The organism is Sphingomonas sp. ID1715 (assembly GCF_013044515.1).
In the GTDB taxonomy this organism is placed as follows: Bacteria; Pseudomonadota; Alphaproteobacteria; order Sphingomonadales; family Sphingomonadaceae; genus Sphingomonas_B.
Window position 1 is genome coordinate 167382 of sequence record NZ_JABEPR010000003.1, and the last position, 24060, is coordinate 191441.

Sequence of the window (24060 nt, forward strand, 5' to 3'; positions counted from 1 at the left end):
GACGCGCGGCCAATCCGCTCTATGGGGCCGCTTCCGCCTGCCAGGAGAGCCATGTGACTGCCCCGACCTATGACGTCGTCGCCATCGGCAACGCGATCGTCGACGTGATCGCCCGCGCCGACGACGCCTTCATTGCCGCGAACAATCTGCGCAAGGGCTCGATGCAGCTGCTCTTCTCGACCGATGAGGCCGAGGCGTTGTACGAGCGCATGGGTCCCGGCATCGAAACCAGCGGCGGGTCGGCGGCGAACACGCTCGCGGGGCTGGCGGCGCTCGGGCTCAACTGCGGCTTTATCGGCCAGGTCGCCGACGACATGCTGGGCAAGGTGTTCAGCCACGACATGCGCGCGCAGGGCGTCCGCTTCGACACGCCGGCGCGCGAAGGCGAGCCGCCGACCGCCCGGTGCCTGATCGTCGTGACGCCGGACGGGCAGCGGACGATGAACACCTTTCTCGGCGCCTCGCAGTTCTTGCCCGCCTCGGCCCTCAGCCTCGACCTGATCGCGGATGCGGGCATCCTTTATCTCGAAGGCTATCTCTGGGATCCCGAGGAACCGCGCGCGGCGATGCGGCGGGCGATCGAGGCGGCGAAGCAGGCCGGCCGCCGCGTCGCCTTCACCCTGTCCGATGTGTTCTGCATCGAACGTCACCGCGCCGACTTCCTCAAGCTGATCGCCGACGGCTCGATCGACATCCTGTTCGCCAACGAGAATGAGCTGCTCTCGCTCGAGCAGGGTGAGGAATTCGAGGCGGCCGTCGCATCCCTCTCCGCCCGCGTGCCGCTGCTGGTCGTCACCCGCGGCGAGCATGGCGCGATCGCAATCAAGGATGGCGAGCGCGCCGAGGTCTCGGCCGAGCCGATCGACCATGTCGTCGACACGACCGGTGCGGGCGATCTCTTCGCCGCGGGATTCCTGGCCGGTCAGGCCCGCGGGCGTTCGCTGAAGGACAGCCTGACTGCGGGTGCGGTCTGCGCAGCCGAGGTGATCAGCCATGTCGGTCCGCGGCCGCAGGCGGACGTCAAGGCGCTGGTCGAGGCGCGGCTGCGCGGCTGAGCCGCTTGCGCCAAGGCACTGCGCTTCCGATATGGGTGTGGCCGGCCTGCATCGCAGCGCCGGACAAAATCGGCGGTTCAAGCGTTTCCCCTGTTCGGCAGCGCGCTCAGCCGCTATGAGGCTGCCGCCATTTTCGACTGAAACTGCCAAGGAGCAACTCTTATACGTCCTCCCATGATGCGGCGCCCGTTGGCGCCCCCCGCGCTCTCCGGTCCGCGCTTCAACGAGTTCATCCAGAGCCAGAAGGTGCGGGTGATCGACCATGAAGGCGAGAATCTCGGCGTGATGTACACGCGCGAAGCGATCGAGCAGGCGCGCGAAGTCGGGCTCGACCTGGTCGAAGTGTCCCCCAATGCGGACCCACCGGTCGCCAAGTTCCTCGACGTCGGCAAATTCAAGTACGAGGCGCAGAAAAAGGCCAACCTCGCCCGCAAGTCGCAGAAGACGCAGGAGATCAAGGAGATCAAGATGCGTCCGAACATCGACGACCACGACTATGACACCAAAATGAAGAAGGTCGTCGAGTTCATCGAGGAAGGCGACAAGGTGAAGGTCACCATGCGCTTCCGCGGCCGCGAGCTGAGCCATGGTCAGCTCGGGATGGCGGTGCTGCAGCGCGTCGCCGAACAGACTGCCGAGATCGCCAAGGTCGAAGCGCATCCGCGCATGGAAGGCCGCCAGATGCTGATGGTGCTGGCGCCGAAGTGAGTCCTGACCGCTCCAGCCGCTCATACTGAGGAGCCGTTGAGCCTGGCGAAACGGCGTCTCGAAGTACGGGCCGTAAGATCCTTCGAGACGGGCCTTCGGCAAGCTCAGTCCCTCCTCAGGATGAGCGGACTGAGATTTGCTTCAGAACTAAAGGGCAGGGACGATCTCGATCGGGCGTCCTCGCCTTCTTCTCAACTCTTCGATCCAGTCGAAACGTTCGGCGATCAGCCGAGCGACTGGGGCAGGCGCGCCAGCCTGGTCGGGGCCGGGCAGCGGCTCGCGTTCGAGGCGGCGGAGCAGGGCGAGCGCCTGCGCCGTCACTGGATCCGACTGGATCAGTTCCGGCAGCGACGGCCTCACACGTTTCCGCACGACCTGGAGGAAGCCGAAGCCGTTGACCGCCGTGCGCTCGAAGGGCAGCGGCAGCGTGGCCTCGAGCGCTTCGGCTGCAGCCTGACGCGCCGCCTTGTCGGGCAGGGTGGGCAGGTCGATGCCGATCGACCCGGCCAGCCCGAGACGCCGGATCGCCGACCCCGCGGCCGCCGCACCGCGCCGGGCGAGCTCCCCTGGCGGCAAGTCGCCGTCCACGTCGATCACCGTCATGGCCGAGGTCAGCTCGATCCGGAGCAGGCCACCGGGGAACGGCACAAGGCCGGTCTCCGCCTGATCGAGCAGTTCGGACCAGCCGGCCTGCTCCAGCAGATCGGGTCCGTGCGCACCGAGGAGAGTGCCTTCCACGCCGGGAGCGGAGCGGGCCGGTGCGTCCGCAGGGCGGGCGAGGGGCAGCTTCGGATTGCCGCGCTCGGGGATCGCTTCGCGGACGATCTCGACCAGCAAAGTCGCGCCTTCGGTCACGGGCGGGTTGGCGACCAGCACCAGCGTTCCGTCCGCCAGCTCCGCTTCGGCGCGGCCGGCCCGGCCCGCCTTCGTACGAAGCTTCGCGGGGAGCACCGCGCCATGCCGGGCAAGAACGTCATGCCGATCGATCCGGCCTTCGACGATCTGCCCGTCCTCAACCAGCGCGGCGCGCGTTTCGCCGATGCCGCGTTCGATTAGCCACTCAGCCAAGCGGATAGCCTGCCGAGAGGAGCAGCGCGCGCGTCTCGAACAACGGCAGGCCGACGACTCCGGAATGGTTGCCGGAGAGGAAGCGGACAAAGGCTTCCGCGCGGCCCTGGATGGCGTAGCCGCCGGCCTTGCCCTGCCACTCGGCGCTGGCGAGATAGGCGGCGATCTCTCCCGCGGTCAGGCGCTTGAAGGTGACGATGCTGGTCGAGAGGCGGTGGCGTGCCGTGCCCGTCGCATCGATAAGGGAAACGGCGCTGTGCACGCGGTGGCGGCGGCCGGAGAGCAGCTCGAGACAGCGGCGGGCGGTCGCCTCGTCCTCGGCCTTGGGCAGGATCCGGCGTCCGGCGGCGACCACGGTGTCAGCGGCCAGGGTGAGCGCGCCCGGCTCGGCCACCGCCCGCGCCTTTTCCGCCGCGAGCCGCTGCGCGTGCGGGCCGGGCAACTCGCCCTTCTCGGGTGCCTCGTCGATATCGGCCGGGCGGACCATGTCCGGAACCACACCGATCCGCGCCAGCAGGTCGAGCCGACGGGGGCTGGCGGAAGCGAGGATGAGTTGGGGGCGGGTCACCGTCCGTGACCGGCCGTCACTTGAACCGGTAGGTGATCCGGCCCTTGGTCAGGTCATAGGGCGTGAGCTCGACCAGCACTTCGTCGCCGACGAGCACGCGGATGCGATTCTTGCGCATCTTGCCCGCGGTGTGGCCGAGAATCTCATGGTCGTTCTCAAGGCGCACGCGGAACATGGCATTGGGCAGCAGTTCGACGACCTGCCCCCGCATTTCGAGCAATTCTTCCTTAGCCAAGCAAAAGCCTTCGATTGAGGATCAAAAAAATCGCGCCGCCATAGCGAAGCGGCCGCGAAAAGGGAAGCGAGGCGGCCGACGAGGCGCCCGGATTCGAAATGAGCCTGCGCAGCGCCGTTTCAAGATACGCCGCCAGGTCTTTAGGCGAAAGATCATCGAAAACCGCTCTGGCTGAGAAGGTCGGGCGGAGCAGGATAGCTCTTCCGCCTCGCAATACATGAAAGGCCCGGCTGGCAGAGCCAGCCGGGCCTCCTTCTCCCTCGCTCGCTTCAGGCGGCCAGCGCGACGAGCGTGCGCCGGCGGAGCGCAGCACCTGCGAGCCCGAAGCCGGCGATCATCAGTGCCCAGGACGCGGGTTCCGGCACGGCCGCGTTGACGTCGAGCCGGAGATTGTCGACGACGGGCCCGACATTGTCGCCGCTGTCGGTGCCCAAGGTGAAGCGCAGCGTCCCCGCATTGCCGGCGGTGAAGAAGATTGATTTGGTCGAAAACGGATCGGTCGCATCGATCTGCGTGCTGGTCGTGACGCCGGTGGTGGTCACGTTGGCGAAGGCGATGACGTCGGTGCCGCTGAAGTTGTAGCCGTAGTTGATCATCGTCACGCTGTCGCCGAAACTGAAACCCGCCTTGAACGGGTCGCTGGCCCCGCCGCGCTGGTTGCCGCTGATGTCGAAGGTAAACCGCACCATGTCGCCTGCGTTGAAGCTGAAGCTGGTGCTGGTCAGCAGGGTGCCCGGACCCGAGGTGCCGTCAAGATCGACGCAGCTGCCCGAGCCGCCGGCGCAGACAATGCCGAAATCGCCGCTCTTCACCAGATCGACCTGGCCGTTGACGTTGAAGTTGGCGAAGCCGCTGTAGTTCAGCGCGGTGGCGCCGCCATTCTCGGCGTCGAAATTGTCGGAAAAGACCGTGGTGGCGTATGCCGGAGCCGAACCGATGAGCATCAGCCCGACGGCGAGAACATGTCCCTTCATAACGAAACCCCCTGTTGGCCGCGAGTCGCAGACAACAGAGGGTCTCATTAACCACTTGCGGGGACAAGCCCCGAGGACAATCCCAGAACGGGACAGCCCTCGCTTGCGTGGTCAGCCGCCGGCGGCCTGGCTGGCCAGGGCCGCGAGCAGCAGCAGCGCGACGATGTTGGTGATCTTGATCATCGGGTTCACGGCCGGCCCGGCCGTGTCCTTGTACGGATCGCCGACGGTGTCGCCGGTCACCGCGGCCTTGTGCGCCTCGGAGCCCTTGCCACCGTAATTGCCGTCTTCGATATACTTTTTGGCATTGTCCCAGGCGCCGCCGCCCGAAGTCATCGAGATGGCGACGAACAGGCCGGAGACGATCACGCCGAGCAGCAAGGCGCCAAGCGCGGCGAAGCCGTTCTCGCGTCCCGCCACGGCGCTGATCACGAAATAGACGAGGATCGGCGCGAGCACCGGCAACAGGCTCGGCACGATCATCTCCTTGATCGCGGCGCGGGTGACCAGATCGACCGTGCGGGCATAGTTCGGACGGCTGGTGCCTTCCATGATGCCCTTATTGTCCCGGAATTGGCCACGCACTTCCTCGACCACGGCGCCGGCCGCGCGGCCGACCGCCGTCATGCCCATCGCGCCGAACAGATAGGGGAGCAGCGCCCCCAGCAGCAGGCCGACGATGACATAGGGGTTGGAGAGCGAGAAATTGACGCCTTCAGAACCCAGATTAAGCTGCGCTCCGTAGAACTTCAGATCCTCGGTGAAGGTGCCGAACAACACCAGAGCAGCCAGGCCGGCCGAGCCGATGGCATAGCCCTTGGTCACCGCCTTGGTGGTGTTGCCGACCGCATCGAGCGCATCGGTGCGGTTGCGGACCTCACCTTCTAGCCCCGCCATCTCGGCGATGCCGCCGGCATTGTCGGTGACCGGGCCATAGGCGTCGAGTGCCACGACCATGCCGGCCAGCGCCAGCATCGCGGTCGCCGCAAAGCCGATGCCGATCAGACCGGCCAGCTTGTAGGAGACGATGATGCCGACAACGATCACCAGCGTCGGCATCGCAGTCGATTCAAGGCTGACTGCCAGGCCCTGAATGACGTTGGTGCCGTGACCGGTTTCCGACGCCCGTGCGATCGACTTGACTGGGCGGAAATTGGTGCCCGTGTAATATTCGGTAATCCACACGATCAGGCCGGTGACCGCGAGGCCGACCAGCATGCACAGGAACAGGTCCATGCCCGAAAACGCCGCCGCGGTGCCTTCGAGCGCCGGCAAGGCGCCTGCGGTCTCGTCGGTGAGCGCCAGCGGGTCACCGCCGAACACCCGGTCCATGCCACCCAGCGCATAATTGGTGGCCAGGTAGAGCAGCGGGATCGACAACAGGGCGGTCGTCCAGAAGCCCTTGTAGAGAGCGCCCATGATCGACTGCTTGCCGCTCAGGCGGACGAGATAGGTGCCGATGATCGACGAGATGATGCAAACGCCGCCGGCCAGCAGCGGCAGGCTCATCAGCCGCATCAGGTCGTCGCTGCCCACCTGGGTGAGCGTCACCGCCATCAGCACCATGGTGGCGCCCAGGGTGACAACATAGGTTTCGAACAGGTCGGCCGCCATGCCCGCGCAATCGCCGACATTGTCGCCGACATTGTCCGCGATCACGGCCGGGTTGCGGGGATCATCCTCCGGAATCCCTGCTTCGACCTTGCCGACCAGATCGGCGCCGACGTCCGCCGCCTTGGTGAAGATGCCGCCGCCCAGGCGCGCGAAGATCGAGATCAGCGAAGCGCCGAACGCCAGAGCCACCAGCGCATCGACGACGACGCGGTCCTTCGGGGAATGGCCCTGCACATCGGTCAGGACGTAGAAGAAGCCGGCGATCGCGAGCAAGCCGAGGCCCGCGACGAGCATGCCGGTGATCGCGCCCGAACGGAAAGCGGTGGTGAGGCCGCCCTGCAGGCTGGTCCGCGCCGCCTCGGCCGTGCGCACGTTGGCGCGGACCGAGATGTTCATGCCGATATAGCCGGCCACGCCCGACAGCACCGCGCCGACGACGAAGCCGACCGCGGAAGTGAGACCGAGGAACACGCCGACCAGGATCGCGACGACGACGCCGACGATCGCGATGGTCGTGTACTGACGTCCCAGATAGGCCTTGGCACCTTCCTGAATGGCGCCCGCGATTTCCTGCATGCGCGGATTGCCCGCGGGTTGCGCGAGCACCTGGCGGCTCGTCACGATGCCATAGACCACGGCGAGAAGGCCGCAGAGAATGGCGATGAGCACAATGTTCATGCCTGTCCTTTCCCCTTGAAAGATCGCGGCTCTCTTGTCCCCGGCCGCTCGATAATGGTGCCGGGGTATAGAGGGGGGATTCCTGAACGGGCAAGCACAAAGCCGCGGCGGTCGCGGAGAGCGGCAGCTTCGTCGACGCGGGGTTGCAGGAGCGTGGACCGGGGCGCAGGCCTGATCGATGGTTCGCAGCGCAAAGCCTTGTCGCGACATGCCTTTTCTGCACGCGACCTTCTCGGCCGACAGCTGGATCCAGCATCTGTGTCCGGAACTGCAGGTGGCGCTGCTCGCGATGATGACGGCCGAGCCGCTGCGGGTGGCGGAACTGGGCGAAGAGAATGTGAAGGATCCGGGGCTCGTCGCCATCCTAGACCGCATGCCCTCGGAGCGTGCGCGCGCCGCCGCACGGCGGGCGACGAGCAGCTATCGGCTGAACCATCTGGATGACGGGATCGGCTGCCCCGTTCACCACCAGCGGATCGATTGGACCGCTGCCTGGCTCGAACGGCACCGGAATGACGTGCCCAGTCTGCGCGACCGACTGCGGGCGCTCGTCGGCCGGGTTCACTGACAGATGCACCATATCGACGTGGCGATCGGGATCGTGTTCGGCGCGAGCCTGGTTCTCAATCTGGCGCTGACCGGATGGGCACGGATCGGCATGGCAAAGACGCTGATCCTGGTGCTGATCGGCTGGATCGTCTTCCTCTCGCTGCTCGCCCTCTGGGACGGCAACTTCACGGTCGAACTCGTCACGTTCGAGATGATCTTCGTCGTGGCGGGGTTCGTTCCGGCGATGCCCGCCGTGCTGATCGGCCGCTGGATCGGCCGGCGGCGTCAGGCTGCGACCAGATAGGGTGGCCCGGCGCGGCTGGGCGTGCCCTGCCATTCGTCGGGCCAGAACTCGACAACGTCCGGCCTCAGTACGACGGTGAAGCGGGAGAGCGAGGGAAAGCGCCAAGCCTCTGCGTCGTCCAGCCAGACCCGGTGCTTGCGGCGATCCCGCCTCAAGGCGGTCAGGACATAGCCGCGGTAGCTGTCGAAATCGGGCCAGACGAGCCGGTCATGATCGCCCGGCTCCGCCAGACGATCGCGGAGATCGGCGACGGTCACCCCGGCGTCGAATGTGTAGAGGTGCCGGATTGGACGATCGTCGCTGGCAAGCGCGGCGATCACGCGGCGGCGGGGACCGAAGATCCACCAGCTCAAGCGCGATGTTCCCAGCCGAGCGTCGCGGGGAGCGGGATCTCTGCACCGGCACGCAGGAGCGTGAGCCCAGCGCCAGTGTCGAAGCGGCCGATGCGAGAGGCGGGCACCGGCAGGAGTCGGTCGGAGGGGGCGGCGAAGAGAAGCTCGTAATCGTCCCCCGCGGTGACGGCGGCGAGCGGGTCGCCGACGGTCGGCACCGCGTCGAGGTCGATCGAGAGGGCGAGGCCGCTCGCCTCCGCCATTCGCGCTGCATCGATCAGCAGGCCGTCGGACACGTCCATCATGGCGTGGACCAGAGGCGCGAGGATGCGACCCTCTGCGAGACGCGGTTGCGGGCGGCGATACGCTTCGATCTCCGGTCCGTCGTGGCCGGCCTTCAGAAGCGCAAGGCCGATGCCGGCGCGGCCGATCGTACCGGTGACCCAGAGGGCGTCGCCCGCCCGCGCGCCCGCGCGGGACGGGGGGGTCGCGGTGCGGCCAATGGCCGTCAGGCCGAAGCTGCGTGGCCCGTTCGCCTTGACGGTGTCGCCGCCCAGCAATGGCATGGCAAAAGCCGCGAGCACCTCTTCGAGGCCATGGACGAAAGCGCGATTCCAATCGGACGTGCCGAGCGTGTAGCCGAGCAGGCAGCCGACCGGCTCCGCGCCCTTGGCGGCAAGGTCGGACAGGTTCACCGCGACGAGCTTCCAGGCGACATCCTGCGGCGGATCGTCGTGTAGAAAATGAACGCCCTCCACGATCATGTCGTGCGTGAGGACGAGATCACCGAGCACCGCGGCATCGTCGCACAGACTGCGCGCACCGGGCTCGCGCGCGAGGGTGCGCAGGGCAGCGATGAACTCGGCTTCGGTCATGCCGAGAGGCGCGCAGGCGCCCGCTCAGTCGTCGGACCAGGGCTCGGCGCCGCGGAGCGGGGGATAATGGATCGGCTTGTCCCCGAAGAAGCGCCGCACGATCGGCTCCCGCCGCTCACCCTCATCCTCCGCTTCGTTCCAGCCTTCGCCATAGTCGAACTCCGCTTTGAAGCGTCCGTCCGACACGAACAAGATCATGCCTCGCCACTTCTTGTCGGCAGGCGTGGCATTCCAGAGTTCCATAACGTCTGTAAGCACGTCAGGATCGTCCGAGTCCTCGAACACGATCGCTTCCTCGGTTTGAACAAAGACAGACCCTCCGGCCCAATTGTCGCCCGCCTCGGCATAAAGAAGCACGTCACTTCTCTCACGCTCGCCGATATCCGCGAGCTTCTCCGCCAACGCTTCGATTTGTGGACCCAGATCAATCACGTTTGCCTCCTGGTGCGTTGCCGAAGACCCTCTTTTCGGGGCGGCCTGAGCTGGTCCAGGCAACCAGCAAACGATGAGGCCGGCGACTATCGGCCTGATACTGTACTCGAATGCGAACCCGAACATCTTTGCCCCTCCTCTGTTCGGCCGACCATGTGTCTTCCAGCGCGCGATAAGCTCCGCGGTTGAAGTTCGCATTTTGCGCAAAGTGATTGTACGTCGCCTTCGGCCCGCCGAACCTCACCGCGATGAGATGACCCCCGTCATCATCCTCTCTGCGATCGGGCTGGCCGGCATTGCCCTGCATCCGGGCCGAGCGAGTGCTCGGTTCACGTCTCAGTTCACCGTCGACTCTCCGCGTGCGACCAAGTTCGTCGAGGCTGAAGTAATAGCCATTGTCGGCGAAGGTAACCCAGCCCTGATGTTCTTTCGACTTTGCGGGGATGGTGAGCTGCTGTCCCGCGAGAATATGGTCGGCGTCGACGATGCGATTGCTTTTTTGCAGCTGCTGTGCCGTAATCTTGTACCGCTGTCCGATGCTGGAGAGGCTCTCGCCTTTCATTACGCGGATTATGAACTGTCCGGATGCACGCGGTGTTGGCGGCGCTGGACTTCTTGCAGCTGGCGGGCCGTCCCGGCGGATCGAGGCCGACCTAGCCGTCGGCTTAGGGTCCGGCCACCAGTCGCCGCTCGCACCTCCTCCTCCGAAGCTTCCGCCGCCTCCGCCCGTGAAGCCTCCACCTTGCCATTTCGTACGAGAATTGGATCTCAACGGCCGCGACATCGCCAATTTCGTGTCGGAACCACTGCTCCCAGGTGGGAAGTAGCGCCCTCCGCCGACTTGCGTGAACCGGCCATCATCAGGATCGTGCCAACCATTGAACTTATATTCGACGGGCCCAGCCGGTACGCGCCCGGTGCGCAGCCACGTTCCGAACGACGCCAAGCTCAGTTGCCGCGCTCCATCCATCGTCCACCCCCGCCTGAGTCGCGAGGAACATAGATCAAAAGTCGGAACATATCAAGAACATTCACACGTTCCAGTTCCGATCGGGGGTCAGTCGTCCTCGTCCTCTTAACCGGCGAGGTCGAGCGCGCGGGCCTTGATCTGGCGGGTCATGCACCAGTGGATGAGCGCATCCTCGCGGCCATGGGTGACCCAGACTTCCTTTGGCGCGATTTCCTGGATGGTCTCGGTCAGCTCATGCCAGTCGGCGTGATCGGAGATGATCAGCGGCAGCTCGACATTGCGCTGCACCGCGCGCTGGCGAATCCGCATCCAGCCCGACGCCATCGCCGTGATCGGGTCGGGCAGGCGGCGACTCCAGCGATCGTTGAGCGCGCCCGGCGGGGCCAGCACGACGTGGCCGGCGATCTCCGCCTTGGCGACGCCCGTTGCCGGTCGGAGCTCGCCCAAGGGCACGCCGTGTTCGGCATAAAGGTCGCAGAGGCGCTGCAGCGCGCCATGAATGTAGATCGGGTCGTCATGACCGCGCAGCCGCAGCTCGGTGATCACCCGCTGCGCCTTGCCGAGCGCATAGGCGCCGACCAGCACGCAGCGATCGGGATTGGCGTGGAGCGCCGCGAGCAATTTGTCGATCTCGTCGCCGGTATCCGGGTGGATGAAGACGGGCAGTCCGAAGGTCGCCTCGGTGATGAAGACGTCGCATTTCTGCGGCTCGAACGGCGGGCAGGTCGGATCGGAGCGACGCTTATAGTCGCCGGACACGACGATGCGCTCGCCGGCATGATCGAGCACGATCTGCGCCGAGCCGAGGACATGGCCGGCGGGCACGAAGCTCACCTCGACATCGCCCATGCGGATGCTTTCGCCATAGGCGACGGGGTTCGCCTGCTGGGCGCCATAGCGCGCGTCCATGATGGCGAGCGTCTCCGGCGTCGCCCATACCGCGCCATGGCCGCCACGGGCGTGATCGCTGTGGCCGTGGGTCACCAGCGCACGGGGCTTGGGCGTCGACGGGTCGATCCAGACATCGGCGGCCGGAATGTAGATGCCGTCCGGATAGGGTTCGATCCAGGCGCCGAGCGGCCTCATTCCCTGTCGAGCGACATCGTCTCGGGCGGTGCCTGAGCGCGGCGGCCCGCCAGCCATCCGCCAAGCGTCGCCGCCGCCAGCTTGTCGGCATAGGCGGCGCCCATGATGGAGAAATTCAGCCGCTCCGCATTGCCAACCAGGAGCACGATGGCGAGATCGCAGAGGATGAAGACGAGGCCGGTCAGGGCGCCGGTAACCAACGCCTCACGACCACGGAAGGGGCGCGCGGCAAGCCAGCCGGCGGCCAGCGCCACCAGCCCGCCGACGATCAGGTCGACATTGACCGAGCGCGCGATCGCCTCGCGTTGAAACTCGGCGGCGGCGTCGCGGGAGCTGGGCACGCCGACCAGGATCAGCAGCACGATGGCGCTCAGGACCGCCGAGAGGATCAACGCGAGGATGGCGAAGAGAATTGCGCGGGGCAGCGGTCTGGTCATGGCGTCACCGCTAGCGCAACCCGTTTGGATCGCAAACCGTTCCGCTTCGTTGACGAGTCGACTAGAGCCAAGGAGTGAGTTGTGGGCACCGCATGGATCCTGTTTCTGGGGCTGGGCACCATCGCGCTGGGGCTGATCCTGTTCTTCGCCATGCAGCGCAATCGCAAGCATGAGAGCCCCGCCGAACTGGCCCGCACCGATGCCGGCACGCGCGACATCTATGCGCAGGAAGACGCCGCCGAGCACACGCGGGACGACGGCGTGCAGCGTTGACGCGTTCCCCGGCGCAGGCCGGGGTCGAGAAGGAGCAAGCCGCACAACCTCCGCGCAGCCGGCCTCCGGCCTTCGCCGGAGAGCAGCCGGTGCATGATCTCCCTCCTCCACTGGTCACCTGGTTCGCCGGTAAGGGCTGGACTCCACGTCGGCATCAGCTGGAGATGCTGGAGGTGGCGCGGCGGGGCGAGCATGGGTTGCTCGTGGCCGCGACGGGAGCGGGCAAGACGCTTGCCGGCTTCCTGCCGAGCCTTGTCGAGCTGATCGAGCGGCCGGTCGACACTCTCCACACGCTCTACGTCTCGCCGCTGAAGGCGCTGACTGTGGACGTGCAGCGCAACCTGCTAACGCCGGTCGAGGACATGGGGCTCGACATCCGCATCGAGACGCGGAGCGGCGATACCCCGAGCGACCGCAAGGCGCGGCAACGCGTCAAGCCGCCGCAGATGCTGCTGACGACGCCCGAGTCACTGAGCCTGCTGCTGTCCTACCCCGACAGTTTCACAATGTTCTCCGCGCTGAAGACGATCGTCGTCGACGAGGTCCATGCCTTTGCGACGGGGAAGCGGGGCGACCTGCTCAGTCTCTGCATGGCGCGGCTGCAGCGGATCGCGCCGGGGCTGCGGCGGGTCGCGCTGTCTGCGACGGTCGCGGACCCGGACGAATATCGCGCCTGGCTCGCGCCCGACGGCGACATCAACGCCGTCTCGCTCGTCGAGGGCGAACCAGGCGCCGACCCGAACATCTCGATCCTGCTGCCGGAAGATCCCATTCCCTGGGCGGGCCATTCGGGCCGCTATGCCGCCGCGCAGGTGATGGCCGAGATCGAGACGCACCGCACGACGATCGTGTTCTGCAATACGCGCAGCCTGGCCGAGCTGATCTTCCAGGACCTGTGGAGCGTCAATGAGCTGAAGCTGCCGATCGGCATCCATCACGGCTCCCTTTCCCGCGAGGCGCGGCGCAAGGTCGAGTTGGCGATGGCGGAAGGACGGCTGCGCGCGCTGGTGGCGACCGCTTCGCTCGACCTCGGCGTCGACTGGGGCGATGTCGACTGCGTGATCCAGATGGGCGCGCCGAAGGGTGCGTCGCGACTGCTGCAGCGGACCGGACGCGCCAACCACCGGCTCGACGAACCGTCCGAGGCGATCCTCGTCCCCGGCAACCGCTTCGAGTATCTGGAAGCGCGGGCGGCGCTCGACGCGGTCGAGCAGGGCGAGCTCGATCATGAAGTCTTCCGGCGCGGTGCGCTCGACGTGCTGGCGCAGCACATCATGGCCTGCGCCTGCGCGGCACCGTTCGCCGAAGGTGAGATGTTGGACGAGCTGCGCTCGGCTCTCCCCTATTCTGCGCTGTCTGACGAGCTGTTCGGGCAGGTGCTCGGCTATATCGAGTCCGGCGGCTACGCGCTGAAGGCTTATGACCGGTTCAAGCGGCTGACCCAGGGGCCGGACGGGCTGTGGCGGGTCACCCATCCCAAATTCGTGGCGCAGCACCGGCTCAACGCCGGCATCATCGTCGAGGCGACGATGCTCAACGTCCGCTTCAGGAACGGCCGCAGCGTCGGCAAGGTCGAGGAGGCGTTCGCCGCTACTCTGTCGCCGGGCGACACTTTCTTCTTCGCAGGGCTCGTGCTCGAGGTGGAGCGGCAGGAGGTCGAGGACCTGATCGTCAAGGCGACGTCCAAGCCGGCGCGCATTCCGACCTATGGCGGCGCGCGGATGCCGATCTCGACCAACCTCGCCGACCGGGTGCGCCGCTTCCTCGCCGAGCCGGAGCAATGGCACCGTTTCCCGACCGACGTGCGCGAGTGGCTGGAGATGCAGCAGCGGCGCTCGTCCCTACCCGAACCAGGCCAGCTGCTGATCGAGACCTTCGAACGCGAAAGACGCCACCATATGGTGGTGTACAGCTTCGAGGGCTGGAACGCGCATCAGGCGCTCGGCATGCTGGTCACGAAGCGGATGGAGACATTGGGCCTGAAGCCGCTGGGCTTCGTGGCGTCAGACTATGCGATCGCCACCTACAGCCTGGAGCCGGTCGCGGACCCGCGTCCGCTCTTCTCGCCGGACATATTGGAGCACGAGTTCGTCGACTGGGTGCAGCAATCGAGCTTGCTGAAGCGCGCCTTTCGCGAAGTGGCGGTGATCGGCGGGCTCGTCGAGCGGCAGCACCCCGGCAAGCGCAAGACCGGCAAGCAGGTGAGCTTTTCGACCGACCTGATCTACGACGTACTGCGCCGCTACGAGCCCGACCATCTGCTGCTCCGCGCCGCATGGGACGATGCGCGCGCGCGGATGACCGATGTCGGCCGCCTCGCCCACCTGCTGGAGCGCGCGAACGACACCATCCTGCATGTCGACCTGCCGCGCGTCAGCCCGCTCGCGGTGCCGGTACTGGTGCTGATCGGCCGCGAGCGCGTCAGCCAGGCGAGCGCCGAGGACTCGTTGTTGATCGAAGCGGAAGCGCTCGTCGCCGAAGCGATGGCGACGGATTGAACCCCGCCCCTAAGGAGCGTAGCCTTCGACCAAAGGAGAGCGGACATGTTGAGCCTGATCCTGGCGATGGCGATGACCCCGCCTGCCCCAGCGCCGGACGATGTGTCCGAAGTCGCCCTGGGCGCCGACGGCTCGAAGCGCATGACCGTTCAGGTGAAGGTGCATGGCAGCGCGCCCTTCCCGTTCGTGATCGACACCGGAGCCGAGCGCACGGTGATTTCGCGGCAGCTCGCGGATCGGCTGAGCCTGGCGGCGGGGCCGGTGCGTAACCTCGTCACCGTCACCGGCGCATCCAAGGTCAACACCGTGATCGTGCCCACGCTGGAGCTGTCCGGCACCAAGGTCGGTGAGATCGAGGCACCGGCGCTCGATCACCGGCATCTGGGCGCGCCCGGCATGCTCGGTATCGACAGCCTGCAGTCGCGGCGCGTCACCATCGACTTCAAGAAGAACGAGATGCGGGTCACGCCGTCGCGGCGGCCGGAGGATACCGATCCCGACACGATTGTGGTCGCGGCGCGCAGCAAATTCGGCCAGCTCATCCTCGTCGACGCGCGCTTCCTCGGCGAAAAGGTGCGGGTGATCGTCGACACCGGCGCACAGACCAGCATCGGCAATCTGGCGCTGCTCGACCGGCTGCAGAAGCGGAAGAAGCTGGGCGCGCTGCAGCAGGTAACGTTAAGCGGCGTGACGGGGCAGACGTTAGCGGCGCAATATGCCCAAATCGACCGCATCAAGATCGGCGGCGTCGACATGAACAATGTGCCGGTCGCCTTTACCGATGCCGAGCCGTTCAAGCGCTTCGGCCTCGCGAACCAGCCGGCGCTGCTGCTCGGCATGGACGCGCTGCGACTGTTCGACCGCGTCTCGGTCGATTTCGCGAACAAGCAGGTGCGCTTCCTGCTGCCCGACAGCTCGGCGCTGGGCTCACGAGTGCTGATCGCGTCGCGCTGACGTTCGTCGCGCCACCGCGCCCGTCGACACAATCGATCTTTCCTTTCGCGCGCCGCTGAACGAGAACCCCGGCGTCCGGCCGCCGCCGGGGATGGGGAGATATCGTTGCACAAGAAGAGCCTGATCGGCGCCACCTGCGCCGCCGCCTTGCTGACCCAGCCACTCGCCGCGCAGACGCTGCGTCCCGACCAGGCCAAGTTCCGCGAGCTCTATCAAGAGCTGGTCGAGACGAACACGACGCTGTCGGTCGGCAGCTGCACCGAGGCGGCGGCGAAGATGGGCGCGCGGCTGAAAGCGGCTGGCTTTGCCGACCAGGACATCACCTATTTCGCGACGCCCGAGCATCCGAAGGAGGGTGGGCTGGTCGCCGTACTGAAAGGGACCGACGCCAAGGCCAAGCCGATGCTGCTGCTTGCCCATATCGATGTCGTCGAGGCAAAGCGCGAGGACTGGACGCGCGATCCGTTCAAGCTGATCGAGGAGAACGGGTTTTTCTACGCCCGCGGCTCGGCTGACGACAAGTCGATGGCCGCGATCTGGACCGATGCGCTGATCCGGTTCAAGCAGGCGAATTTCAGGCCAAAGCGCACCATCAAGATGGCGCTGACCTGCGGCGAGGAAACGACCTACGCCTTCAACGGCGCCGAATGGCTGGCCAAGAATCGGCCGGAGCTGATCGCGGCGGAGTTTGCCCTGAACGAAGGCGGCGGCGGACGGCTCGACGCTGATGGCAAGATGCAGTTCCTCGCCACTCAGGTAGGCGAGAAGGCGACCCAGAATTACCGGCTCGAGACCACCAATCCCGGCGGCCACAGCTCGCGGCCGGTGCCGGACAATGCGATCTACGAGCTGGCCGAGGCGATCGGCAAGGTCCGCGCCTATGAGTTCCCGGTGCATCTGAACGAAGTCAGCCGTGCCTTCTTCACCAACACGGCGAAGATGCTGGGCGGCGAGACCGGCGCCGCCATCGCGGCGCTGGTCGCCAACCCGAACGACGCGGCCGCAGACAGGATCGTGTCCCGCGATCCGACCTTCCATTCGATGCTGCGCACCACCTGCGTCGCGACCCTGCTCGACGGCGGCCATGCCAACAATGCGCTGCCGCAGCGCGCCGGGGCCAACATCAACTGCCGCATCGCACCCGGCGAGACGGTGGAAACCACCCAGGCGGCGCTGGCCGCCGCGATCAACGACCCCAAGGTCAAGATCACGCTGGTGCCGCCGGTGCGTCCGCTCGCCATTTCCCCGCCGCTCGATCCCAAGATTCTGGGGCCGGCGACGACGCTCGCCAGGAAATACTTCCCTGGCGTGCCGCTCACGCCGGTGATGTCGACCGGCGCGACGGACGGCATCTTCCTCGAAGCGATCGGCATTCCGGTCTATGGAATTCCGGGGATCTTCGGCGAGGCCGATGGCAATGGCGCCCATGGGCTCAATGAACGGATCCGGGTGAAGTCGTTGTACGAAGGCCGCGACTATCTGTTCGATCTCGTCAAGATCTACGCGAACGCGGCATGATCCTCGCCGCTCTCCTGGCCGCGGCCGTCGTGCCGCCCTCCGTCGCGGCGCTGCACGACCGCATGCTGGTGCTCGACACCCATCTCGATACGCCGGTCAATCTCGGGCGTCCCGGCTGGAACTTCGCGCAGGGACACAGCTTCACCGACGATATCAGCCAGGTCGACCTGCCGCGGATGAAAGCCGGCGGCCTGGATGGCGGCTTCTTCGTCATCTACACCGAACAGGGACCGCTGACGGACGAAGGCTATGCCGCGGCCAAGGCCCATGCGTGGCGGCGCGAGGCCTGGATTCGCGCCATGGTCCGGCAAGTGCCGGACCAGATGGAGCTGGCGTTCACCCCCGCCGACGCACGGCGGATCGCGGCGAAGGGCAAGCGCGTGGTCTTCCAGTCGATCGAGAACAGCTATCCGCTGGGCCCGACCGTCGCGGCGATGAAGGATTTTTACGACGCCGGCGTGCGCTTGGCCGGGCCCGTGCACAATGGGGACAACCAGTTCGCCGATGCCGCCAATCGCGGCAAGCGGAGCTGGGGCGGCCTCAGCCCGTTGGGGCGCGAGTGGGTGAAGGAAGCAAACCGGCTCGGCATTCTGATCGATCTTAGCCATGCATCGGATGAGACGGTCGACCAGGTGCTGGAGCTGTCCACCGCACCGGTGATCCTGTCGCATTCGGGCCCGCGCGCGCTTTTTGATCATCCGCGCAATCTCGACGATGCGCGGATCAGGAAGATCGCGGCGAAGGGAGGCGTGATCCAGGTCAACTCGGTCTTCCTCGCGCCGATGGACGGGCGCCCGGAACGCGACGCAGCCTCCACCCGCTGGGAGAGCCTGGAAGATGCGAGCCCCCGTGAGGCCCGCGAAGCAGGTCAGGCCTGGGCCAAGCTGGAGGCGGACAAGCCGAACAACCCGGTGACCTTCGACCGCTATATGGAAAGCCTCCTTTATCTGCTGAAACTGGTCGGCCCCGACCATGTCGGCATCGGCATGGATTGGGACGGCGGCGGCGGGCTGATCGGCATGCCGGACGTGAGCGGCCTGCCGCGGATCACCGCGGCGCTGAAGGCCGCCGGCTATTCGGACGCGGACATTCAGAAAGTGTGGAGCGGCAATCTGTTGCGGGCATTGGGCGAAGCGCAACGGCTGGCCGCCAAGTAACTCGACAGGCGCGATAACTCTGGTATCGGCCAGCTCATGGTTCCCTTTTCGTTCGCCGGACATGAGCTGGTCGCGCTGAAGGACGGCGCGCTGTTCTGGCCGGTGCGGCGCGCACTGATCGTCGCCGACTTGCATCTGGAGAAAGCGAGCTGGTTCGCAGCGCGCAGCGGGCAGATGCTGCCGCCCTATGATTCGCAGGCGACGCTGACCGAGCTGACTGCCCTCGTCCGCAAGACGCAGGCCACGGAAATCTGGTGCCTGGGCGACAGCTTTCACGACAGCGAGGGGTGCGAGCGGCTGCCGGCAGAGGCGCGGCGGATGCTGACCGACCTGACCGGCGCCACCCGCTTCGTCTGGATCACCGGCAATCATGATTCGGCGTTGGTCGACCATTGCGGCGGTGAGATCATGATTGAGGCGGAGGCGGACGGGCTGATCCTGCGCCACGAAGCCGAAGCGGGCGAGACGCGGCCGGAGCTGTCGGGGCATTTCCATCCCAAGCTGCGCCTCAACCATCGCGGCCGCAACGTCGCGCGGCGCTGTTTCGTGCTGACGGCGACCAAGCTGATCCTGCCCGCCTTCGGCGCGTTGACCGGCGGGCTGGACGCCCATCATCCCGAGATTATCCGCGCCGTCGGGCGAAAGGCCGAGGCGTTGGTGCCGCTCGCCGACCGGCTGCTCCGCTTCCCGCTGGTCGCCTGACCTTTTTTTGCGGCGGTGCAGCGCCTATTAGGAGTTCCTAAGGACAGGCGCGCTAACTGGCGCCGCAAAAGGGCAGCCATTGAAGCGCGTGATCATCAACTTCCATGGGCTCGGCACCATGCCGGATCATGTCGATGCCGGCGAAGCCAATGTCTGGTGCGCCGATCCCGCGCTCTACGCCGATCTGCTCGATGAGACACGCGAGGAAGCGGCCGCGCAGCAGCTGGAACCGCTGATCACCTTCGACGACGGCAATCTGAGCGATATCGAAATCGGCCTGGGTCCGGTGACCGAGCGCGGCATGCGCGCGATCTTCTTTCCCTGTGCCGGTCGGATCGGACAGCGCGGCTACCTCGACGGAAGCGCCCTGCGCGAAGTCGTGTCGGCCGGTGCGGAGGTCGGCAGCCATGGCTGGTCGCACACGGACTGGCGTCGCGCCTCCCCCGAGGTGATGCGGCAGGAAGTGGTGGAGGCCAAGGACCGGATCGAGCAGGCGGCGGGAGCTCCGGTTACGACGGTGGCGATCCCGTTCGGCTCCTATGGTCGCCGCGTGCTGAAGGACGCAGCCGTGTTCCGCACCGTCTATACCAGCGATGCCGCGCTGGCGGATGCCGACGCCTGGCTGCAGCCGCGCTTTTCCTATGTGCGCAGCTGGTCGCGCGGTTCCGTGCGGCGCGTCCTTGCGGACAGCCGGCGCCCGGCCCGGCGGCTGCGGCAGAATCTTGCCATGACTTTCAAACGGCTCCGCTAGGGAGAGAGCGATGTTCCAGTTCGAATCGCTTCGCCCCAAGCGGCCCGACATAGCCGCCGATGCGCTCGACTCGCTGCCCGAGCCGGCTGCGAAGGCGCAGGCGCTGCTCGCTTGGACCGAGCATTGCGTCGAATGCGCCGCGCCGAGCTGCTATGCGACCTGCGATCTCTATGATCCCACGCCGCTTGGCAAATGCCGGCGCTTCGACAACGGCATCCTTGCCATAGCCCGGCCGGGCAAGCCGCCGCTCGCCGAAGTGCGGTTCAAGCGCTGGGGCAAGCTGGAGGCGCAGGGCAACGCGACGCCGCTGCCGGTCGAACGGGCGCGCACCACCGAAAGGCTGATCGGCTGGGCTGCGAAACCGGTGCATCGGCTGGGACTCGCGGTCTCGAAGCTGACCGGCGATACGCGCTGGGCGACGGTCGGCGAGACGCTGCACAAGAAGCTGAACGACCGGCTGCAGCGGCGGGGGAAGGACGGGCCGCTGCCCAATGCCTTCATCGCCGACATCTACAATCCGGCGGCGAAGCCGGTGAAGCTGATCCTGACCGTCAATGTCGACCAGGCGCGGCTGACGCGCGCCATTCCGATCGAGCAGCAGCCGCGGCCGTTCCGCTCGGCGCTGGACGTGCAGCCTGGCCCAAATCGCTTCACCCTGCCAACCAGCGAGTTTCAGGCCATTCTCGGCTCCGGCCTGCCCTTTTTGCTGGGGCTGACCGTCGATGGCGACGAGACGGCGCACCTCGCCTTCGGCCGGCTGGACCTGGTCTGGCTCCCGGAAGCCCCCGTTGCGGCCGCCGAAGCTCCCGCCAAGGCACGGCCGAATGCCAAATGCGTCGTGTTCGACCTCGACAACACCTTGTGGAAAGGCGTGCTGCTCGAAGGCGCGGTCGAGATCCGTCAGGAAGTTGCCGAGCTGTTCCGGCGCCTCGATGAACGGGGCATTCTGATCTCCATCTCGAGCAAGAATGCCGCGGACGACGCCTTTGCGCAGCTGAAGCGCTTCGGACTGGACGATTATCTGCTGCATCCGCAGATCGGCTGGGACGCGAAGTCGGAGGGGCTGCGCAAGATCGCCGCGGCGCTCGACATCGGCATCGACACCTTCATCTTCGTCGACGACAATCCGTTCGAGCGTGCCGAAGTCAGCCAGACGCTGCCGATGGTGGAGGTGCTGCCCGATACCGCCATCTCGACCCTGCTCGACCATCCGCGCCTGCAGGGGGCGGTGACGCCGGAATCGAAGCAGCGGCGGCAGATGTACAAGGAAGCGGCCGCCCGCGAAGTGGCCGCACAGAGTTTCGACGACTTCGCGGCCTTCCTGAAGAGCTGCGACATCCGCGTGACCATCCGGCCCGATCGACCGTCCGACTTCGACCGCATCGCGGAACTCGTCCAGCGCACCAATCAGCTCAATTTTTCCGGCCGCAAATATGGCCGAGACGAGATTGCGGAGATCCTGCGTGACAAGGATCGCGAGCGGTTCGTCGTCGAGGTGAGCGACAAATTCGGCAGTTATGGCACCGTCGGATTCTGCCTTGCTAATTGGTCTGGAGACGCGCTCGTCATCGAGGATTTCATGCTGTCCTGCCGGGTGCAGGGGAAGTTCATCGAACAGGCGCTGTTCTGGTATCTGAGCGAAGGTGCCGGCCACGCGCCGGTCGCGCGGGTGGTGGTGAACTTCAAGCGCACGGACCGCAACGCGGCGGCGCACAAGGTGCTGACCACGCTTGGTTTCGAGCCGGACGGCGACGGTTTCTCCCGCGCAATTGCGCCGGGACAGTTTAAGGTCGATTTCCTCGCCGTGAACGGCGATGCGGGTCAGGATATCGCCGCGTAATGGGCATTGCGAGAATTTCGAAGCGGCTGGTCCGAGGTCTCAAGGCGCAACTGGCGCTGGTGCGCGGTGTCGAGCCTCCACTCAACCTGACCCAGCATCACTTCCCCCAGTTCGAGATCGGGCGCGGCACCTATGGGCACCCGCGCATCTTCAGCTATCCGAATGATGGCGGGCTGAAGATCGGCGCCTTCTGCTCGATCGCTGCCGATGTCGGCATCTTTCTGGGCGGCGAGCATCATCCCGAATGGGTGACGACTTACCCCTTCGGTGCGCTCTGGCACGAGCATGACCACCCCGAGCAGCCGAGAAGCCGGGGCGACGTGGTGATCGGCAACGATGTGTGGATCGGGCGTGAAGCAGTGATCATGTCGGGTGTGACAGTCGGCGACGGAGCCGTGATCGGCGCCGGAGCGCTGGTCGCCAAGAACGTACCCCCTTATGCCATCGTCGGCGGCAATCCGTCGCGCCTGATCCGCATGCGTTTCTCCGAGGACGTGATCGAACGATTGCTGGCGCTGCGCTGGTGGGATTGGCCGGACGAGCGGATCCGCCGTGCCGGCGGCATGTTGCAAAGCCCGGACATCGTCGCGTTCCTCGACGCGGCAGAGGCAGGCCGCATCTAATGCGGCTGACGGTAGCGGTGCCGACCTATCGTCGGCCGGACATGCTGCGCGAATGCCTGGATTCGCTGGTGCCGCAGCTTGTCGGTGGGGTCGAGCTTCTGGTCGTCGACAATGACCCCGCGGCGAGCGCGCGTGAGACGGTCGCCAGCTATGGACGAGCCGATGTCCGCTACGCGCATGAGCCGAAACCGGGTGTGGTGCAGGCGCGCAACCGGGCGGTGGGCGAGTCGGCCGGTGCCTATCTCGGCTTTATCGATGACGACGAAGTGGCGCGTCCCGGCTGGATCGCCGCCCTGCTGCGCCATGCGGAGCGCGGCGTGACCGCAAGCTTCGGCATGGTGGTGCCGCGCTATCTCGGAGACCTGCCGCCCGGCCTCAAGCCGCTGCTCGACGATCTTTACACCCGCGATCTGGAGCGGCCCGCCGACGCCGACATCTCCGACCGGTGGATTCATGTCGGCACCGGCAACTCGCTGTTCTGCAAGGCTGCCTGCTTCGTCGAGGCAGCTCCCTTCTCGGCGGAGCTGAACGGCACCGGCGGCGAGGATGTTTGGCTGGTGCGCTCGCTCGTCGAACGCGGTCTCAAGCTCCACTGGAATCCTGAGGCGGTCGTGGAAGAGCAGATCCCGGCGGATCGCTCGACCCTCGCTTATGTCAGCAGCCGCAAATTCCGTCACGGGCAGCAGCGCATCATCATGATGCGGGGCGCCGGAGGTCCGAAGGGCTGGGCCAAGGCGGCGGCGTGGATGGGGGTCGGCGGGGTGCAATATGCGTTGCACGGCGGCCGTGCAGTAGCGCTGCGTGCGCTCGGCAAGCCAGGCTGGCGCAGCGAGGCGGTGCGCGCGAGCGGCGGCCTTGGCAAGATGCTGTGGTGGAAGCTGTGGGAGCAGACCCCTTATGCGGGGTCGGCCAGCTGACATGAAAAGGGGCGGCCGCAGCCGCCCCGTTCCTTACTTGCCTGCGGCCGGGGCGGGAGCGCCCGTGGCGGCGGATTTCTTCGGCGGCGCGAAGCCCGCCTGATACTTCACTTCGCCCTCGGCCTTCTTCACCTTCGGCTCCAGGTCGCGCTTGATCAGGTCGGCGAACTTGCGCTGCTGCAGCATGCCGGTGGCGAGCTGCTGTGCCTCATTGCCGGTCAGCGGCTGCACCTTGGTGTCGGTGATCTTGTTCGCGACCATCACCTGCCCGGCCGGGATGATGAAGATGTCTTCGCGGTTCATCTTCAGCACCTGGTTGACGAGCTCCGGGTTGGCCCGCGCCACGTCGAGATTGGCCGGTGCGCGGCGATATTGGAGACCATCCTGCTTCAGCATCGCTTCGACCTCATCCATGGTCTTGAGCGGCTGATATTTGCGCAACACGTTCGGGTCGCGCGGTGTCTGGAACTGGATCTGGTCGACGGTGAAGATCTTGCGTTCCGCGAAGATATCCGGGTTCTGCGCCATGAAAGTGGCGACCTCGGTCTGGGTCGGCTGCTTGACCGCCGAGCTCATCTGCCGTTGCAGCATCTGGACGAGAATGCTCTCTTCCGACCGCCGCTCCTGCAGCAAGAACATCGGCGTCTTGTCGAGACCACGTTCGCGGGCAATGTCGGCAAGGATGCGACGATTGACGACCTGCTGCAACGCTTGCTGTTCGACCTGCTTGCGCTGATCGGCACCGAGATTTGCCGGCAGCTGCGCGCCCTGCAGCTCGGCGTTCAGCTCGTGGACGGTGATGTCCTTGCCGTTGACGGTCGCGACGACCTGGCCCTTTTCGATCTCGCCGGCGCCGGACTTGTCGCCGCACCCGCTCACCAGCAGCGCGCTTCCCGCCATCAACGCTGCCGTAAAGATTTTCCGCATAGATCACTCCCCGCC

General features: G+C 66.2%; 25 protein-coding genes and 1 pseudogene. 14 read left to right on the top strand and 12 right to left on the bottom strand.

The genetic code is table 11. The features are described 5' to 3' along the window. Positions 1 to 53: 53 nt before the first annotated feature. On the top strand, positions 54 to 1055 hold the full coding sequence (locus HJG53_RS09895) for an adenosine kinase (protein ID WP_171130063.1): 1002 nt from the start codon (positions 54 to 56) through the stop codon (positions 1053 to 1055). Positions 1056 to 1229: 174 nt separating this feature from the next. After that, positions 1230 to 1763, top strand: coding sequence for a translation initiation factor IF-3 (infC, locus tag HJG53_RS09900; protein WP_171130065.1), 534 nt, complete (start codon positions 1230 to 1232; stop codon positions 1761 to 1763). 147 nt (positions 1764 to 1910) lie between these two features. Here infC and HJG53_RS09905 read toward each other — a convergent pair whose 3' ends face one another. The 5 genes from HJG53_RS09905 to HJG53_RS09925 form a co-directional block, all read right to left on the bottom strand. Then, entirely contained in the window at positions 1911 to 2831 is a 921-nt protein-coding gene (locus HJG53_RS09905; RefSeq protein ID WP_171130067.1) for a ribonuclease, read from the bottom strand. Next, the gene (locus HJG53_RS09910; protein WP_171130069.1) at positions 2824 to 3399 is read right to left on the bottom strand and encodes a nucleoside triphosphate pyrophosphatase; all 576 of its coding nucleotides are present in this window, start codon (positions 3397 to 3399) and stop codon (positions 2824 to 2826) included. The genes HJG53_RS09905 and HJG53_RS09910 overlap by 8 nt, the downstream gene beginning before the upstream one ends. A 16-nt stretch (positions 3400 to 3415) precedes the next feature. Beyond that, on the bottom strand, positions 3416 to 3634 hold the full coding sequence (gene infA, locus HJG53_RS09915; protein WP_003049127.1) for a translation initiation factor IF-1: 219 nt from the start codon (positions 3632 to 3634) through the stop codon (positions 3416 to 3418). A 269-nt stretch (positions 3635 to 3903) separates the two neighbouring features. Further along, the gene (locus tag HJG53_RS18720) at positions 3904 to 4608 is read right to left on the bottom strand and encodes a PEPxxWA-CTERM sorting domain-containing protein (RefSeq protein ID WP_171130072.1); all 705 of its coding nucleotides are present in this window, start codon (positions 4606 to 4608) and stop codon (positions 3904 to 3906) included. A gap of 111 nt (positions 4609 to 4719) precedes the next feature. Beyond that, positions 4720 to 6900 carry a sodium-translocating pyrophosphatase gene (locus HJG53_RS09925; protein WP_171130074.1) on the bottom strand — a complete coding sequence of 727 codons (2181 nt, stop codon included), beginning with the start codon at positions 6898 to 6900 and terminating at the stop codon, positions 4720 to 4722. A 208-nt stretch (positions 6901 to 7108) separates the two neighbouring features. Here HJG53_RS09925 and HJG53_RS09930 point away from each other — a divergent pair, with 208 nt between their 5' ends. Next, a complete protein-coding gene (locus HJG53_RS09930) occupies positions 7109 to 7468 on the top strand; it encodes a hypothetical protein (protein WP_171130076.1) in 360 nt (119 codons plus the stop codon). A gap of 3 nt (positions 7469 to 7471) precedes the next feature. Then, a complete protein-coding gene (locus HJG53_RS09935) occupies positions 7472 to 7753 on the top strand; it encodes a hypothetical protein (protein WP_171130078.1) in 282 nt (93 codons plus the stop codon). Here HJG53_RS09935 and HJG53_RS09940 read toward each other — a convergent pair. The 6 genes from HJG53_RS09940 to HJG53_RS09965 all read right to left on the bottom strand — a co-directional run bounded on the left by HJG53_RS09940 (position 7735) and on the right by HJG53_RS09965 (position 11885). After that, positions 7735 to 8106, bottom strand: coding sequence for a hypothetical protein (locus HJG53_RS09940; protein WP_171130080.1), 372 nt, complete (start codon positions 8104 to 8106; stop codon positions 7735 to 7737). The two genes, HJG53_RS09935 and HJG53_RS09940, sit on opposite strands and share 19 nt — an antisense overlap. Then, positions 8103 to 8960 carry a thiamine-phosphate kinase gene (gene thiL, locus HJG53_RS09945; RefSeq protein ID WP_171130082.1) on the bottom strand — a complete coding sequence of 286 codons (858 nt, stop codon included), beginning with the start codon at positions 8958 to 8960 and terminating at the stop codon, positions 8103 to 8105. The genes HJG53_RS09940 and thiL overlap by 4 nt, the downstream gene beginning before the upstream one ends. 24 nt (positions 8961 to 8984) lie before the next feature. After that, the gene (locus HJG53_RS09950; RefSeq protein ID WP_171130084.1) at positions 8985 to 9392 is read right to left on the bottom strand and encodes a hypothetical protein; all 408 of its coding nucleotides are present in this window, start codon (positions 9390 to 9392) and stop codon (positions 8985 to 8987) included. After that, positions 9385 to 9954, bottom strand: a complete 570-nt coding sequence (locus tag HJG53_RS09955) for a DNA/RNA non-specific endonuclease (protein ID WP_171130087.1) — start codon at positions 9952 to 9954, stop codon at positions 9385 to 9387. Before HJG53_RS09955 ends, HJG53_RS09950 begins: the two co-directional genes overlap by 8 nt. A gap of 513 nt (positions 9955 to 10467) precedes the next feature. Continuing rightward, complete coding sequence (locus tag HJG53_RS09960; RefSeq protein WP_171130088.1) at positions 10468 to 11448, bottom strand: ligase-associated DNA damage response exonuclease; 981 nt, start codon at positions 11446 to 11448, stop codon at positions 10468 to 10470. Beyond that, positions 11445 to 11885 carry a hypothetical protein gene (locus tag HJG53_RS09965; RefSeq protein ID WP_171130090.1) on the bottom strand — a complete coding sequence of 147 codons (441 nt, stop codon included), beginning with the start codon at positions 11883 to 11885 and terminating at the stop codon, positions 11445 to 11447. Before HJG53_RS09965 ends, HJG53_RS09960 begins: the two co-directional genes overlap by 4 nt. Positions 11886 to 11966: 81 nt before the next feature. Between HJG53_RS09965 and HJG53_RS09970 the strand changes: the two genes are divergently transcribed. The 10 genes and pseudogenes from HJG53_RS09970 (at position 11967) to HJG53_RS10015 (ending at position 23118) form a co-directional block, all read left to right on the top strand. Continuing rightward, positions 11967 to 12158, top strand: a complete 192-nt coding sequence (locus HJG53_RS09970) for a hypothetical protein (RefSeq protein WP_171130092.1) — start codon at positions 11967 to 11969, stop codon at positions 12156 to 12158. An 89-nt stretch (positions 12159 to 12247) separates the two neighbouring features. Next, complete coding sequence (locus HJG53_RS09975) at positions 12248 to 14656, top strand: ligase-associated DNA damage response DEXH box helicase (protein WP_171130094.1); 2409 nt, start codon at positions 12248 to 12250, stop codon at positions 14654 to 14656. 45 nt (positions 14657 to 14701) lie between these two features. Next, positions 14702 to 15610: a retropepsin-like aspartic protease gene (locus HJG53_RS09980; RefSeq protein WP_171130096.1), complete on the top strand. Its 909-nt coding sequence runs from the start codon at positions 14702 to 14704 to the stop codon at positions 15608 to 15610. A 105-nt stretch (positions 15611 to 15715) separates the two neighbouring features. Beyond that, positions 15716 to 17128, top strand: coding sequence for a M20/M25/M40 family metallo-hydrolase (locus HJG53_RS09985; protein ID WP_171130098.1), 1413 nt, complete (start codon positions 15716 to 15718; stop codon positions 17126 to 17128). Next, entirely contained in the window at positions 17125 to 18285 is a 1161-nt protein-coding gene (locus HJG53_RS09990; RefSeq protein ID WP_171130100.1) for a dipeptidase, read from the top strand. Before HJG53_RS09985 ends, HJG53_RS09990 begins: the two co-directional genes overlap by 4 nt. A 36-nt stretch (positions 18286 to 18321) precedes the next feature. Continuing rightward, entirely contained in the window at positions 18322 to 18987 is a 666-nt protein-coding gene (gene pdeM / locus HJG53_RS09995) for a ligase-associated DNA damage response endonuclease PdeM (RefSeq protein WP_171130101.1), read from the top strand. Positions 18988 to 19075: 88 nt separating this feature from the next. After that, positions 19076 to 19738, top strand: a complete 663-nt coding sequence (locus HJG53_RS10000; RefSeq protein WP_368039569.1) for a polysaccharide deacetylase family protein — start codon at positions 19076 to 19078, stop codon at positions 19736 to 19738. 10 nt (positions 19739 to 19748) lie between these two features. Continuing rightward, positions 19749 to 21578: an HAD family hydrolase gene (locus tag HJG53_RS10005; RefSeq protein WP_171130105.1), complete on the top strand. Its 1830-nt coding sequence runs from the start codon at positions 19749 to 19751 to the stop codon at positions 21576 to 21578. A gap of 314 nt (positions 21579 to 21892) precedes the next feature. Beyond that, positions 21893 to 22201 (top strand): annotated as a pseudogene (locus tag HJG53_RS19135) (CatB-related O-acetyltransferase); the annotation flags it as partial. Continuing rightward, the gene (locus HJG53_RS10015; RefSeq protein ID WP_171130109.1) at positions 22201 to 23118 is read left to right on the top strand and encodes a glycosyltransferase family 2 protein; all 918 of its coding nucleotides are present in this window, start codon (positions 22201 to 22203) and stop codon (positions 23116 to 23118) included. The pseudogene HJG53_RS19135 and the gene HJG53_RS10015, both read left to right, overlap by 1 nt. 33 nt (positions 23119 to 23151) lie before the next feature. On the opposite strand, the gene HJG53_RS10020 is transcribed toward HJG53_RS10015, so the two are convergent. After that, on the bottom strand, positions 23152 to 24045 hold the full coding sequence (locus HJG53_RS10020; protein ID WP_171130111.1) for a SurA N-terminal domain-containing protein: 894 nt from the start codon (positions 24043 to 24045) through the stop codon (positions 23152 to 23154). Positions 24046 to 24060 lie beyond the last annotated feature (15 nt).

Coding starts and splice junctions, on each gene's coding strand:
- infC (WP_171130065.1), top strand. CDS start 1,230: ATGATGCGGCGCCCGTTGGCGCCCCCCGCGCTCTCCGGTCCGCGCTTC.
- HJG53_RS18720 (WP_171130072.1), bottom strand. CDS start 4,608: ATGAAGGGACATGTTCTCGCCGTCGGGCTGATGCTCATCGGTTCGGCT.
- HJG53_RS09925 (WP_171130074.1), bottom strand. CDS start 6,900: ATGAACATTGTGCTCATCGCCATTCTCTGCGGCCTTCTCGCCGTGGTC.
- HJG53_RS09930 (WP_171130076.1), top strand. CDS start 7,109: ATGCCTTTTCTGCACGCGACCTTCTCGGCCGACAGCTGGATCCAGCAT.
- HJG53_RS09935 (WP_171130078.1), top strand. CDS start 7,472: ATGCACCATATCGACGTGGCGATCGGGATCGTGTTCGGCGCGAGCCTG.
- thiL (WP_171130082.1), bottom strand. CDS start 8,960: ATGACCGAAGCCGAGTTCATCGCTGCCCTGCGCACCCTCGCGCGCGAG.
- HJG53_RS09955 (WP_171130087.1), bottom strand. CDS start 9,954: ATGAAAGGCGAGAGCCTCTCCAGCATCGGACAGCGGTACAAGATTACG.
- HJG53_RS09960 (WP_171130088.1), bottom strand. CDS start 11,448: ATGAGGCCGCTCGGCGCCTGGATCGAACCCTATCCGGACGGCATCTAC.
- HJG53_RS09965 (WP_171130090.1), bottom strand. CDS start 11,885: ATGACCAGACCGCTGCCCCGCGCAATTCTCTTCGCCATCCTCGCGTTG.
- HJG53_RS09980 (WP_171130096.1), top strand. CDS start 14,702: ATGTTGAGCCTGATCCTGGCGATGGCGATGACCCCGCCTGCCCCAGCG.
- HJG53_RS09990 (WP_171130100.1), top strand. CDS start 17,125: ATGATCCTCGCCGCTCTCCTGGCCGCGGCCGTCGTGCCGCCCTCCGTC.
- pdeM (WP_171130101.1), top strand. CDS start 18,322: ATGGTTCCCTTTTCGTTCGCCGGACATGAGCTGGTCGCGCTGAAGGAC.
- HJG53_RS10005 (WP_171130105.1), top strand. CDS start 19,749: ATGTTCCAGTTCGAATCGCTTCGCCCCAAGCGGCCCGACATAGCCGCC.
- HJG53_RS10015 (WP_171130109.1), top strand. CDS start 22,201: ATGCGGCTGACGGTAGCGGTGCCGACCTATCGTCGGCCGGACATGCTG.
- HJG53_RS10020 (WP_171130111.1), bottom strand. CDS start 24,045: ATGCGGAAAATCTTTACGGCAGCGTTGATGGCGGGAAGCGCGCTGCTG.